Below are 13264 nucleotides of genomic sequence, written 5' to 3'. Positions count from 1 at the left end.
ATATAGTCATGCTCAGGAGATCTGTGCAAGCAGACCTCCTGAGCGTTGCACTTACACCATATCCAAATAGATTGAATTTTTTGCGTTGCTAGGGGGCGCACTTGCTAAAAAAATGTCGAACTTTCTGGGTTCATATTTTTCGAGCATGCCAGTGTGAATTCTTTCTGCGCGCTCACGTAGATCTTCAGTGGAAGTGAATGTTTTAGCTGACAAAAATGAATCTATCAAATTACTAACGCCCACGCCTCGGAAAACACTTACAGCTTTCTCGTACATTTCAAATTCCAGTAAACACGTACTGACTGTCGATATCCCGCTTTCGCAGTAAGCGATTAGGTCATTTGTGTTTTCAATTCCATCAAAATAGATGTCTTGTTTTAGGCCATACCTCAATACGTTTGCTGGCCTGAGAGCGGAGATGCTGTGTGAGTAAGTGTGTTGATTGTTTTCCGCTGGATGTGGAGACCAGATGAAAAGCTTTTCAGGATTGGCTTCGGCGAAACGCCAAACAATATTGAAAAATCTGCGCTTCTCTTCAACGCTATAAAGAAACCAATTGGTATTTGTAGTGATGACTGTGTAAGCTGGAAGCAACCTTTGAGGTTTTTTAGCATCGGTGAAACGAGGATAGCCGACACTATTACGTCCATACCAAGCTAATCGCATTGACGCAATTGACGGTAAGTTGTCGCCAATGCCATCATAGTACGAACTTAGATCAATAACCCTTGACGAGTCATCGAGGTTGTAGCCAGATTGAATAAGTCCATGCGGAAGCTCAATAACTGGAATGCCTAACTTTAATGCGCTGCTAAGAACTAGCCTATAGTCCTTTTTTATGTTGGGGTTAATTTGGCCGATATATGTAACAACCTTAGTTACGTGTTTGAACAGCGCAGCCACGTTTTTCAAGGTGTTACAAAACCGAGCTTTTGAGTAATTCATACTGCAATCATGAAAGTCGTAGCCGTCGCTATATATGACGGAGTTAAAATCGCTCTGTTCAGCCATTAGACATGCCATCTCGATTTGAGATGCATTTGTTGCTATATAGAGCACGGTTTCTATATAGTCTGGCCGGCTGCTGGCTAATTTACCTATGACGGATATTTGGCGTGATTGAGCATTTTCGTTATTGGCTGAGGGTTTGGCAGTTATAGAGTAATTAGCGTCTTGAACAAGCTGGCGTGGTCTTTTAGCCACCTGAGGTTTCTTCTTTTTCATACGCTAAGTCCTTGCTTCGCTTGCTTATAGGCGTTAATGCCACAAGTAATTGTGATCTCGGGGTTGGTTATTATCTCATGTAAAGTGTTATACCACTCGCTCTCGTTTTCACATAACCACCCATTTACACCGTGGCTTATGATGGACTTAAATTCGTGAACGCCGCTCGCGATTACCGGGATACCCTGCGAGGCAGACTCTAAATACTTGATGTTAGACTTGCAGTTGTTGAAAGTGCTGTTTTCGAGAGGTACAAGTACAAGGTCATGTGACAAGATGACTTCCAGCATCTTGTCAAAAGAAGTTGTGCTTATCATTCTGGATTCGACGCCCATAACAGAAAAAACTTTTGAATAGTCAGACAGGCTACCCATGAAGCTTATAGAAAATTTATTTGGGAGGTCTTGGCCTAGCTTGGTCAGCGGGCCTGTAATGGTTGAAAAGTCTCTTTTGTGGGTATTGCTTCCGGATAAGTAAAGAATCCTAATTTTGTTGTCAGTGAATTTGTGAGTTTTAGCTCTTGAGACAACTTGCTGAGTTGTTCTAAAAAATTTTATAGGAAGTTTGTTAGGACGCACAGAAACCGAAGGATTAATCTTTGAGAGTTCTTCGGCAATAAGATGGGTTGAGCACGTAATTGAATCCGCATAAACTGTGAGCGCGGATTGTTTTAGCGACTCACTGAAATCTTCTTGGTGGGTTCTGAGGCCCGAGCGGCATGCTCCCCTTTCTCTTGCATACTCTGGTAATAGCAGATCGTCATAATCAAATTCTACTTTAATACCCAGAATTCGACAAAGTTGTATAAGGTAGATTGTTTTAGGGCCATATGCGGGACGCATGAAAACCATTTTTTGCGCAGAGAATACAGCTTTAAGTAGTTCGCTGAGCAGGCTCACGCCCGAGAAGAAAATAGCCTGACTATCAATGCTATCTTCTTTAAAAGGGAAAACACAACGATAGAGCCAAGACGGATTATCATCAGGGGCATCCGTGTAAAAAACTGTAGTGCCGCTCTTGACCGTCTCCGCTGCCAATTTGCTTGAAAATGCAAGTCTTGGATAGTGGTAACGACGGTTTTCTTTTTCCCCATACTGGAAATAATGCCTTACGGCTGGCACGCCCGCGCGTTGCACATCTTTGTGATCACGATAATAAGCATTCTCATCAATCATCAAATCTGCGATCATTGCTCTTGATATATCGGGTCTCAGGGAATGCAGTGTCTCCAAAAGACTAAGTTTAAATGAAGATGATGGTAGAGCTACCTGAATGGACTTTGTCATGCCTGTAATCCTAGGCTTATTGCCTTAAGAACTCGCCAAATCTAAAAAAAACTTCTTCACTCAATTCAAACTCTTGGTTGTTTTCAATAAGTGCTGAAATCTTTTCTGCAAAATAGGGTGAAGGGAATCTTAGTATTTTACATGGGTTTTTTATTTGCTGGTAATTTAGAATGGATCCAAGCTGTTCAGGCGTGGTAAATGATTGATTTTCGAAAGATAGTGCTTTAATGAACTCATCAAATATTTTAGGAGTGTAAAATATTGTAGGCGTGCCGGAAGTCACGTAGTCAAGGGCAATAGTGCTCGGGGTGGAAATAACGAGAGATGGCCAGCTCAAGTCCCGGTATTTTGGAATGTCTCGAGTGCACTTGACGTTGTAATCTTCATATATCTCCTGCCAGTCTATTTGTATTTGCTCTTTTTTTTCGGCTGGATGCGGGCGGTGGACAATATCTGCCCCTGGGTAAGTCTCCCTAGTAAGTTTGACGGCCTCTAGAAATTCTTTGATTTCAGAGGCCTTATATATACCCCAGTTGAAATTAGTTGCAATTAATATCTTTGATCGAGAATCCTCATGTAGATTTCGTTCGTTGGGATATGGGTATCCAACACCTCGCTCCCCAAAGAAGCTCAGGACATCTGAAAAGTGTACCAGCGATTTTGAGTTGTCAGTTTCGAATCCTCGATAATCAAGTCTCTTCGTCGATGTCTCGAAATTTAAGCCGGGCTGAATCCAGCCGTGTTGGAGGCTAGCATGAGCTGTTCTAGTTTTTTTCACAAGAAAGCCGATTGCATTCGATAATCGGCAATGAGGACTAGACTCATGTGCTCCAAAGAGGACCAGTTTGATCTTCGATAGCGTCCCTGGCAGCGTGTATGGCTCTGTCGTAAGGTAATCGAATGCGTCGACCAAATGGACGTTATGCTGAAGTAAATTTTCCAACGTGAATAAATATAATGGGCAATCAAACTTATATTGCGTCGCCATACGGTGGGCGATTGTTAAGCTTCCAACACTCTCGCAGACGAATAGTATACCTGTTCTGTTATTATTCACGTTAGTGGCTCGTTAATCCAATTTTGCTCGGGGTGTTAAACTCAACGGAGGTATTGCCAAGCCTCCATAGGGCCCGCTAAGGTAATCCAAGCTTAGTGACGGGTGGTAAAAGTCTTCAACGGATCCGGTTATGCCCCACCGCTGTATAAAAAATTGCTGCTCCCTGTGTGCACGCGCTGCACGTTCCGGGGTAGAGTCTTTACCGCGGCTGGCAGATTCTGCGTGCACTAGCTGGGCAAAAGCGCTCCAGATTATATGTAATCCACGTTTTTTGATTCGCAAGCATAAGTCCACGTCGTTGAAAGCCACTGGGAACGCTTGCTCATCAAGTCCGCCTACTGAAAAATAGACTGACTTACGAACCAGCAAGCATGCTGCTGTTACAGCACTTTGGCGGCGCGTGATTTGATTGGTACCAAGATATCCTGGGTCACGCTGCTCCAAGTTGTTACCTGTATGTGCAGCCAGACCATTTATGCCAATCACTACTCCGCCATGCTGCACCATCCTATTTGGCCACAGCAATTTCGCGCCCACAGCTCCTACTCCAGGTCTCAATGCTTGAGAGACCATTTCCTTCAACCAGTCTGCATCAATGATTTCAATGTCGTTATTGACAAGGCAAATCATTTCGCCGGTAGCGATGGCCGCTGCACGATTGTTGATCGTTGAATAATTGAATGGATACGGATGTGCGAGCACCTTAACACCGCGCTCGGTTAAAGCATCGAGATACGCCTTTGTTAGAGCGTCGCTGGACTGGTTATCTACTACAATGATTTCCATATTGGGGTAGTCAGTATCGCTCAACAACCCTTCGACGCAGGTATGGAGCAGCTTGTACTGATCGCGGGTAGGGACTATCACACTAACGCGCGGCAGACGACTCGGCAGTGGCCATCTGGATCTTAGTAAAGCTGGGTAGTCTGCTACTTGTTCCACTGTTGCTCCGCTGGCCAGCTTATCGCACAGCCATTCGATGGCCCGACGACGGTGCGAGCAAGGTTGCTCCTGTTCAGGGCTCGCGGAGTGATGGGCGCCGCGGTGGTATAGCACCCGTGGTAAATGGGTTACGCGTGAATCTGCGTTTTGCGTGGCCAATGCGATTCCCGCTGTAATGTCATGCCAAGTTATTAGCGCATCTGCGGTGTCAGTCTCTAGCAGAGCTAAGGCTTGATTAATTATGCTACTACTAAAGATCGCCCCAGGAGTAAAGATATCGGCTGCAATAAATAGATCGACGTCCCATACCGGTTTAAGCCAAGGTAGGCTGCGCTCACCGTTTGGCCCATCTCGGTCACAATCCGCATATGCCCATGCGGTGCCGTCGTCTAATAACGAACTCAGGTACGGCAGCGCTAACGGAGCTAAAGAGTCCCCTGCTGTAATAGGGACAATCCGATCACAGCCAGATTCAAGTAAACGAGTTAGTGCTGGCTGCAGATTGGTAGGTGCACCGGCGATTACTATGGGAACGTTAGCTTGCTGCCCTTTTAAACTGTTCAGGCTGATACTTTCGAGCGCACTATCGCCGTTACTGATTAGCAGCAGACCTAGCTTGCCTTGGAGTGGCGGTGTCAGATCAGGGTCAAGGTTTTGGAACGCTTCGAACCACTGTGGATAGCATTGCCAACCAGCGCTTTTCGGCAAGCGCAGGGTTTGTTCTTTGGCAATCTCAGTTAGCAAAGCAAACATTGAACCGTCATCTGGCGATGCTAGTTGCTGGAGCAATGCTTCCATGCCTTCCGGCCTACAGCATAAGCGAATAGGGCTACCTACTAGCGCTTGACCCAGATCATTTACTACCTCCAACACATGCAATTTGCCATCGGCAAGTTCCCAAGGCAGATCGATTGCAAAACCATGGTCGCTGGTGGCGCGGTACGCCAATGCTTGGTTATGTTCGTTACAAGTGGCCTGCATCACTACTCGGTCGCCTTCTCGAACGGTCACTATTACATGCCTATTGGGCGATTTTGGGTCCCAGCACCAGCCTCCTACACGTAGGCCTCCCGTATGCCAAACCTGGGACGCGATACCTGTATTGTCCTCGCTAGGGATAACCGGCAGTAAGATTTGCCCGTCCAATACGAATGTTTGATTAGCGATTTGGGCGGTAATCAACCGTGCTTCATCAAGCCAGCGTTGGCGTAATTGCACCGTGAAACCGTGAAACTGGTCGCCTCCCGGCGCAGTCGGCTCGTATTGGTCCGCACGCACCAGTGCCACACTTGTGCCATCAATGAACACCTCCACGACCGGACGGTGTTCTTGCTGCGTGTTGTCCATCGCCCAGCCGTGCAGCACATCGCCTTGAAGACCGAGTATGGCCCCGCTGAAGTGAGGTTGAATGGCGGACACTTCCGTCTGCGGTTGTTCCATAACGTGTTCGGTCATTGGGCCAGGCTCAAGGTCAAAGGCAAATTGATAAGGTCGATTGTCCCTCTGTCGCTTCTCAGCGGGGTAGGGCAGGCAAACAGTGGTACGCCCATTTGGGTCGCCAAGCCATGCGCCATCCAGGCACGGCCAGAACCCTTGGTTAAGCTCAGCACGCCATCACAGCCAGAGGCTTGGGCACGCTCGGCCAGACTGAAGCCTTCCACTTCTGGTAAAAGCTGGACACTCCCGGTGGCCTGCAACCGATTCAGCCAAGGGCTATCGGTGTGCGCAAGCAAACGGATGGATAGCCCGGCTTGGCTTATGTGACGAGCGGCATCCAGCCAGGCAATGGCAGTTTCCTGTTCGCGCAGGCTGTCACCGATCATCAGCGACTGCGGCGCATGCTTGGGAGCCTCGTTAACAACCGGCGTTGCTTCGACCATTAGCTTGGTGTCTGGCAACGCATCACTATAGAAGGGCTTTAGCGCCGACCACGGCAACACGACGTTTGCAGCCTCACGGGCAAACCGTTGCCAGTCGTAATCGCCCTGTTGATCGAGCAAACGGTCATCACGGCATTGGATGCTATACGGAATGTCCAACATTACCGGCAGATCACATAAGCCCACCGGGCACCGCGCCAAGTGCTCATACACAATTCCCTGCAACGGTAGATTTCGCAGGCACTCGACCAAGCGGGTGAAATCGTTCGGCAGCTCGAATTCAAGATTCAGCGGTAGAGGGCTCAATGGAGCGGTCAACAGCACCCAGGTGCTGTGGCTGCTCTGGTGATAACTTAAGCTGAAGTCCGCTTCTGGCATGGAGCCATCGTGAATGTGGAGTGTATGGTCAGTACCCGTTTGCCAGCATGCATTCCGCTGACTCGCCGCCTTGCGCGCCAAGTGCTCAAGGCGAGCTTGCTGCAAGGCCTGGCGTGCAGGTTTGATGGGGTCACGCAGGCAAAATGCTTTATAGCGCGCCGATGCGTCCGGGTAGCGTTTGCGCAGTGTGGCGTTGTTCATCGCCACACGCAGTACCTTCTCGGCCCCGAACGAAATACCGCCCTGGTGCGCCACAAACACGTTAGGCGCCCCCATATGGCGCCAACCGTGACTACGGGCGCGCAGGCACCAGTCGGTTTCTTCACCATAACCGCGGGCCAGGTGCACCTCATCGAGGTAGCCCACCTCATCAAGTGCCGCGCGCTTGATGTACAGGCAAAAGCCGCAGCCCGTCTCGATTTCTACCGGTGGGCTGGCGACTTGGCGGGCCAGTTCATCCAGTTCGGCCTGCGCTTTGGCGCTGGGCATGTCATGGCAAATCTGGCTGCGTGGGAAGCTCATCAACTCGCCGTTGTTGGTGAATGGCGTCACCGATGCAATGCGTTCGTCGCTATAGGCCACTTCACGCAAGCGATCCAGCCAGGCGCCGTGCACGCGGGTATCGGCGTTCAGCCACACCACGTCCTTGTTCGGGCTCAGGGCCATGGCGCGATTCATCGTGCGGATGAACCCAAGGTTTACTGCGTTTTGGATCAGCGTGATCTTCCCTTTAGCAGCCAGCACTTTGAGCGCCTTGGCCAGCGCGGGGACGGGCGTTTTGTCTTCGATGACCACTAGGCGATGCGCAGTGCGGTTCAATTTGCGGGCGTCCAGCGCGCTGTTGATGCACTCCAATGTTTCATCCAGCCCGTTATAGACCGGAATCAGCACATCCACCGGATTGTTTTCGCCACCACCCACACTGGCGGGTGGGACGAAGAATGGCATGGCGTAAACCGGGCTGCCGAGTAGGGGGGTGCCATTGGCGAATTGCAGAGTAACTGCAGGCGTAGGGTTGGGCACGCTCACCCGTACCCCGCCATGGCTTGCTGGCAAGCCTGCTGCGCTGAGCAGCGGATGGCTGACGCTTGCGGTCGCGTTGATGCGCCCGCCATTGGCTTCAATTTGAATAGAGGCGGGCACTTGCAGGTTGTGCAGATCGACTGCCCAGCCCTGGATTTCCTTCTGATCAGGTAGATAGCGCACAACCCCGACAGTACCGGGCGCATCGCTTTGTGCGGCAAGCAGCTTCAGCACAACCGCCAGCTCTTTGCCTGTATGGATATCGGGCAGATGAGCCAGAATCATCCGGCGCAAGTCCGCAGGTGTCTCCGAAAGGCTGCGGGCCTCCCACAGGGTCAGGCGCAGGCCAAGGTCATTGGGCTGAAGTTTCCAGGCGTTGGTCAGGTAGCGTGTGGCCAATGTGGGTTGGCCCTGCGCCAACAGGCTACGCCCCACCAGGGCGTGGATATCTGCCCGGTCGGGCAGGGCCTTGGCGGCTTCGGCAAAAAATAAAAAAGCCAGCTTGGGCGTCTGCGGCAAGGCCGCGATGCCTTTCCATACGAGTGCTTCGGCCCGGTACTCGGGAATCTGCAACGCACGTTCGAGTGCAGTTGCCGCCGCGTCGTGCTCGTTGGCCTGACGGTGGCGGTGGAAGATATCCATGAGCGTTTCTCGCCCATGGTCGAGTTGTCTGGACATAAGCTTGGCTTGGCTACAAAAAATAAAAAGAAGGGCGACTCGAAAGCCGCCCCCTTTGGCATACGCCCGGCCTTGCGGCCGGGTGTATGTTTCGCTACGACAGGGCTAGTTACACTTGGCCGTGCAGTACAACGACGTTGTCGATGTGTGCAACAGCTTCGTTGGAACCAACGATGCCCAGGGCGACGTCCGCTTGCGAAGCACCGGCTTCGATCTGAGCAGCCCAGAAGGCCTTGCCAGCGTCATCGGCGCTGCGGTTCAGCGAGGACTGGTACAGCGACTCGATGAAGTCGGCGTTGGCTTTGGAAGCTGCTTCAGTCGAACCGACGATTGCCTGAGCAACTTCGGCACGGCTGGCGCCGTTGTACAGCTGCGATACCCAGTCCTGCAGGCCAACTTCGTCGGCGTTGCGGCCCAAGGCAGCGGCGTACAGGCTTTCAACGAAGGTGCCGTTGGAGGCATCCAGAGCCTGAGCTTCGGCCGAAACCGAAATTGCAGCAGCTACTTCGGCAAGGGTGCCGCCGTTAGTCAGCAGCGAGGTCCAGCCTTCAGCGCCAGTGTCACCGTCGGTGCCACGGCCCAGCAGCGCCTGGTACAGGTCGTTGACGTCAGCAGCGTTGTTGCCACCGGCGAACTCGTTGGAGTTCAGGAAGGTGTTGGCAACGTCGGTCAGCGAAGTACCGTTGTTGACGGCGGCGGTGAAGAACTTGGCGCCATCGACGTCAGCATCACGACCCAGAACACCTTGGTACAGGCGCAGAGCAGCTGCTTCTGCTTCGTTGTGTGCCAGGGCGATGGATTGCTCTGCGCCGTCAGCGTCAACGAACTTCAGGAACTCAGCGTCTTTGATCGCGGCAGTTTGGTTGCCGGTCAGGTTAACGTTGAAGTTGTTGCCAACGGTCAGTTCGTAGTCATCACGAGTACCGTCCAGCTGTACCACGTCGTAGCCAGCACCGGCGTTGACGATGTCAGCGTGGTCGCTGCCGCTCAGGATGATGGTGTCATCGCCCGAACCGGTGGTGACGTTGTTGTTGCCGTTGCCAGCGATTACAACGTTGTTGCCGTTGCCGGTCACGATGGTGTCGTTGCCGTCACCGCCGTCGATCAGGGTGTTCTGGTCGCCTTTAACGGTGATTACGTCGTCGCCGTTACCGGTAGCAACTACCAGTTGGATACCCGAGGTATCAACAGCAGGGGCTACGGCAGCTGCCAGAGTTTGTACGTCGCCAGCCGCGGCAGCTTGACCTTGCAGGTCAACAACCAGGTTAGCGTCGCTCTGCAGCACGTAAGCGCTTACGCCAGCGGCTTCGGCAGCAGCCAGGTCGACAACAACTTGGTCGCCTTGCTCGCCTTCGACTTCGCCAACAACGATGTCAGCTTGGCCGGAAGTTGGCAGCTGAACGGCGTTGCCTTCGATGCCAGCGATGTTGACGTTTTCGACTTTGTCCAGGTTCAGCAGGCTGTTGATGGCAGCGATGGTGGAATCGGACAGGTTGGCGCTATCGGCGTTCAGGGTGTCTTGCAGAGCGCTGCTCGACTGAGGGCTATCGTATTGCATGATGTATTCCTGTTACTTCAGGCCATGTGGCCCGCTGCAATAGTATTCTGCTGTGACGCAGAGTTTTCCCACGGAGACTTAAGGCGGGCAGCGTTCATCTTCGTTACGGGTGTTAGGGCAAGGTGCAAGGCCACCAGCGGCTCGTTGCCGGTGGGGCCGTGCATCATCTGATTCGCGACCAGGCGTTGTGGTTCCGTATTTTTGAAAACAACAAGGCCGGTTAATTCGTAATGCTTGCGCAGAGGGCCTACCAGACTGAAACCGACACAGATTAGCGGTAGTCCCTGGCCACGGGCACCGACTGTGGTGCCTGTCGAGACGTTGCGGCATGGGCCGGAGCCGGCCACCATGCAGGTATAAAGAAGGTCGACACCCACTGGCTTCTCAGCCCAGTCGATGGCGAAGGAATCGATGAACTCATCAGCACCAGGTTCGCCCACCCAGCCTTCGCTGGACACCACTTCACCGCTCTGGCTCAGGTGAGCGGTCAGAGTGATGGGCAGTGGCTGGGTGCTGGCTGCAATGGCCTGCGACGGGTCGGTGCTGGCCACGACGGCGAAGGTGCGCATGATGGCAGGAGAGGTGTCGATTCGGTCGATCCGAAGGTCCACAGGCTCGATTACCTCGTCGAACATATGGTACTCGGTGATCAACACTGTGGTGACGCCGCCCTTCACGCGGGCGACGATAGTATCGCCCAGCTTGGTCAGCATGTTCTTGCTGACACCTTCGGCTGGAAAGAAGTCGATGGAGCCTTTGCCTAGCGGCGCTTGTTGCAAAGCAATGCAAACCGGCTTGTCCGCTGGAGGTTGCGAGGCGTACCTGAAGATATACATCCCTGGTTCGAGCAGGGTGACCCGTGAGCTGATTTTCAGGCCGTCAAGGGTCTGCGAAGGCATAGACATGGCGTTGTTAAGCTCCTTTTAAGCAGTATCACTGGTAGCTAACTTGCTCAGACCCGTGCATACACTAACCGGCCATTGAAGGCTCCTTGCGAGTGGCGAAGATGCCGCCCGCCGCCGGGGATGTCAATAATGAAATCTAAAAAAATTTTCATATCTAGAGGGAACTTAGCTATATGCCGCGAGTTCGGGCTGGCCGTTTTTTGTATAACCTAGTATTCCAGTAGGAGGAATGGATCCAAAAAAAAGATGAATAAAATCAGTATGTTGCGTGTGTAAAACCTTTGATTTTCAGAAAATGCTGGTTTTATGGCGTCATTTTTTCTGGGCCACAAGCTCTACGCCATTGGTCGCTTGGCTGCCTGTTTGCTAATGCACTGCTACTTACTCAGCGTAAATTTCGTGAAATCTAACGGTTCGTCGCTGAACAAAGTGGTCGAAGGAGTAATCTGACACGCTGCCCCCCTTGGCGGGTGTTACACTGCCCGCCGCTTTCGCCACTCTTCAGTATGGACACCATGAGTTATCAATCCGACAACAATCTGCAAGCCGCCCTCAGAGCCTGCAAAAGCAGCTTCCTTTCGGTAGGGTTTTTCAGCTTCTTCGTCAACGCACTCATGCTGGTGCCTACCTTCTTCATGATTCAGGTCTCCGGCCGCGTGGTGCCGTCGAGTAGCACTTCAACGCTTCTTATGTTGACGTTAATCATGACCGTGCTGATCGTAACCATGGGTGCCTTGGAATGGGTCCGCTCTCGGATCATGGTGCGTATCAGCAACCGCCTGGATATCATGCTAAGCCGAGACGTGTACCGCGCCAGCTTCAAGCGCGCACTTTCAAGCGGCGGAGGCGATGCCACGGCCCAGTCCCTAAGCGATCTCACCTCGCTGCGGCAATTCTTCACCGGGCCTGGCCTCTTCGCGTTTTTCGATGCGCCGTGGTTTCCGATCTACACCATCGTGATGTTCTTGTTTCATCCTTGGTTTGGCTGGATGACGCTGTTCTGTGGGGCGGTGCTTGCGGTGTTGGCAGTCGTCAACCATCGCGTCACCGGCAGCGCACTTGCAGAGGCTAACAAGGAGAACGTCGCGTCGAACGTCGTGACCACCAAAACCCTGCGCAATGCCGAAGTCATCGAATCGATGGGCATGCTCGATACCCTGATGAATCGCTGGGCACGTCGTCAGCGCAACATCATGCTTTTGCAGTCCAATGCCAGTGACAAGGGCGGGGTGGTCAGCTCTACCTCCAAGACGTTCCGCATTTGGTCGCAGTCGATCATGTTGGCAATCGGCGCGTACCTGGTTGTAACTCACCAGATCAACCCCGGTTTGCTGATGGCAGGCTCCCTGTTGCTGGGCCGCGCGCTGTCGCCCATCGACCAGATGATCAGCAGCTGGAAAGGCTTCGTCGCCGCAAAAGTGCAATACGACCGCCTCAGCAAAGTCATGGATGACCTGAAAAACGAACCTGAGCGCATGCCGCTTCCTGCTCCGGAAGGTCACATCCAGGTCGAAAACCTCATCGTGGCCCCGCCCGGCGCCAAGGCTCCGGTCATCCGCAGCATCAGCTTCGTAGCGCCCGCCGGCTCCATCGTCGGTATCGTCGGCCCAAGTGCCGCCGGTAAATCCACACTGGTGCGTGCCCTGATGGGCATCTGGCCCCCTCAGCACGGCGTGGTCCGCCTCGACGGCGCCGACATCGCCAGCTGGGATAAGCATGCCTTGGGCCCTCACGTCGGCTACCTGCCGCAAGACATCGAGTTGTTCGAAGGCAGCATCAGCGAAAACATTGCCCGCTTCGACAAAGTCGACCCGGAGAAGGTGGTGGAAGCTGCCCAGATGGCCGGCGTGCACGAAATGATCCTCATGCTGCCCGACGGTTACGACACGGTCATTGGCAGCGATGGCGTCAACCTCTCCGGTGGCCAGCGTCAGCGCATTGGCCTGGCCCGTGCCATTTACGGCAACCCGCGCCTGATCGTGCTGGATGAGCCCAACTCCAACCTCGACGATGTTGGTGAGCGTGCCCTGGGCGTCGCCTTGCAGAAACTCAAGGAAACCGGTGCCACGGTGTTCATCGTGTCCCACCGCCCCAACATCCTTACCCGCCTGGACCGTATCCTGGTCATGGCAGGGGGCACCATCTCGCTGTACGGCGAACGTGATCGCGTCATTGCCGAGCTGGCCGCCCAGCAGGCCAAGGCGCAGCAGCGGGTCGCTCAGCCCGCTGCTGCCCAGCCCCCAGCCGCCCCACCGGCTGCACCTAACGCAGCGCCGCCTGCGGCCCCGGCAGCTTCGCCTGCCGCCACCACCAGCCCCGGCGTTTGAAAGGAT

At 53.1% G+C, this 13264-nt stretch carries 8 protein-coding genes; 1 reads left to right on the top strand and 7 read right to left on the bottom strand.

Annotated elements, in window-relative coordinates:
- Window positions 1–51: 51 nt before the first annotated feature.
- The 7 genes from ACF8R3_RS11765 to ACF8R3_RS11735 all read right to left on the bottom strand — a co-directional run bounded on the left by ACF8R3_RS11765 (window position 52) and on the right by ACF8R3_RS11735 (window position 10925).
- Complete coding sequence (locus ACF8R3_RS11765; RefSeq protein WP_392515638.1) at window positions 52–1224, bottom strand: hypothetical protein; 1173 nt, start codon at window positions 1222–1224, stop codon at window positions 52–54.
- The gene (locus ACF8R3_RS11760) at window positions 1221–2510 is read right to left on the bottom strand and encodes a glycosyltransferase (protein ID WP_392515637.1); all 1290 of its coding nucleotides are present in this window, start codon (window positions 2508–2510) and stop codon (window positions 1221–1223) included. Before ACF8R3_RS11760 ends, ACF8R3_RS11765 begins: the two co-directional genes overlap by 4 nt.
- Before the next feature lie 16 nt (window positions 2511–2526).
- Window positions 2527–3567, bottom strand: a complete 1041-nt coding sequence (locus tag ACF8R3_RS11755) for a hypothetical protein (RefSeq protein ID WP_392515636.1) — start codon at window positions 3565–3567, stop codon at window positions 2527–2529.
- Window positions 3568–3579: 12 nt separating this feature from the next.
- Window positions 3580–5964 (bottom strand): glycosyltransferase, encoded by a 2385-nt coding sequence (locus ACF8R3_RS11750; RefSeq protein ID WP_392515635.1) that lies wholly within the window; start codon window positions 5962–5964, stop codon window positions 3580–3582.
- Window positions 5961–8432, bottom strand: coding sequence for a glycosyltransferase (locus ACF8R3_RS11745; protein WP_392515673.1), 2472 nt, complete (start codon window positions 8430–8432; stop codon window positions 5961–5963). Before ACF8R3_RS11745 ends, ACF8R3_RS11750 begins: the two co-directional genes overlap by 4 nt.
- A 145-nt stretch (window positions 8433–8577) precedes the next feature.
- Window positions 8578–10026, bottom strand: a complete 1449-nt coding sequence (locus ACF8R3_RS11740) for a DUF4214 domain-containing protein (RefSeq protein WP_392515634.1) — start codon at window positions 10024–10026, stop codon at window positions 8578–8580.
- Window positions 10027–10043: 17 nt separating this feature from the next.
- On the bottom strand, window positions 10044–10925 hold the full coding sequence (locus ACF8R3_RS11735; protein ID WP_196185956.1) for a hypothetical protein: 882 nt from the start codon (window positions 10923–10925) through the stop codon (window positions 10044–10046).
- 521 nt (window positions 10926–11446) lie between these two features.
- Between ACF8R3_RS11735 and ACF8R3_RS11730 the strand changes: the two genes are divergently transcribed.
- Complete coding sequence (locus ACF8R3_RS11730; RefSeq protein ID WP_392515633.1) at window positions 11447–13258, top strand: type I secretion system permease/ATPase; 1812 nt, start codon at window positions 11447–11449, stop codon at window positions 13256–13258.
- The last annotated feature ends 6 nt before the right edge of the window (window positions 13259–13264 follow it).

Origin of the sequence: Pseudomonas sp. FYR_7, from assembly GCF_043106155.1 — a bacterium.
GTDB classification, from domain to species: Bacteria; Pseudomonadota; Gammaproteobacteria; order Pseudomonadales; family Pseudomonadaceae; genus Aquipseudomonas; species Aquipseudomonas parafulva_B.
Note: the sequence above shows the minus strand (reverse complement) of the source record. Positions and strands in the feature narration are given on the sequence as shown.

What these genes read in the sequence shown, in the direction of transcription:
- ACF8R3_RS11750 (WP_392515635.1), bottom strand. Translation starts at nt 5,964, where the DNA reads ATGACCGAACACGTTATGGAACAACCGCAGACGGAAGTGTCCGCCATT.
- ACF8R3_RS11740 (WP_392515634.1), bottom strand. Translation starts at nt 10,026, where the DNA reads ATGCAATACGATAGCCCTCAGTCGAGCAGCGCTCTGCAAGACACCCTG.
- ACF8R3_RS11745 (WP_392515673.1), bottom strand. Translation starts at nt 8,432, where the DNA reads ATGGATATCTTCCACCGCCACCGTCAGGCCAACGAGCACGACGCGGCG.
- ACF8R3_RS11760 (WP_392515637.1), bottom strand. Translation starts at nt 2,510, where the DNA reads ATGACAAAGTCCATTCAGGTAGCTCTACCATCATCTTCATTTAAACTT.
- ACF8R3_RS11735 (WP_196185956.1), bottom strand. Translation starts at nt 10,925, where the DNA reads ATGCCTTCGCAGACCCTTGACGGCCTGAAAATCAGCTCACGGGTCACC.
- ACF8R3_RS11730 (WP_392515633.1), top strand. Translation starts at nt 11,447, where the DNA reads ATGAGTTATCAATCCGACAACAATCTGCAAGCCGCCCTCAGAGCCTGC.
- ACF8R3_RS11765 (WP_392515638.1), bottom strand. Translation starts at nt 1,224, where the DNA reads ATGAAAAAGAAGAAACCTCAGGTGGCTAAAAGACCACGCCAGCTTGTT.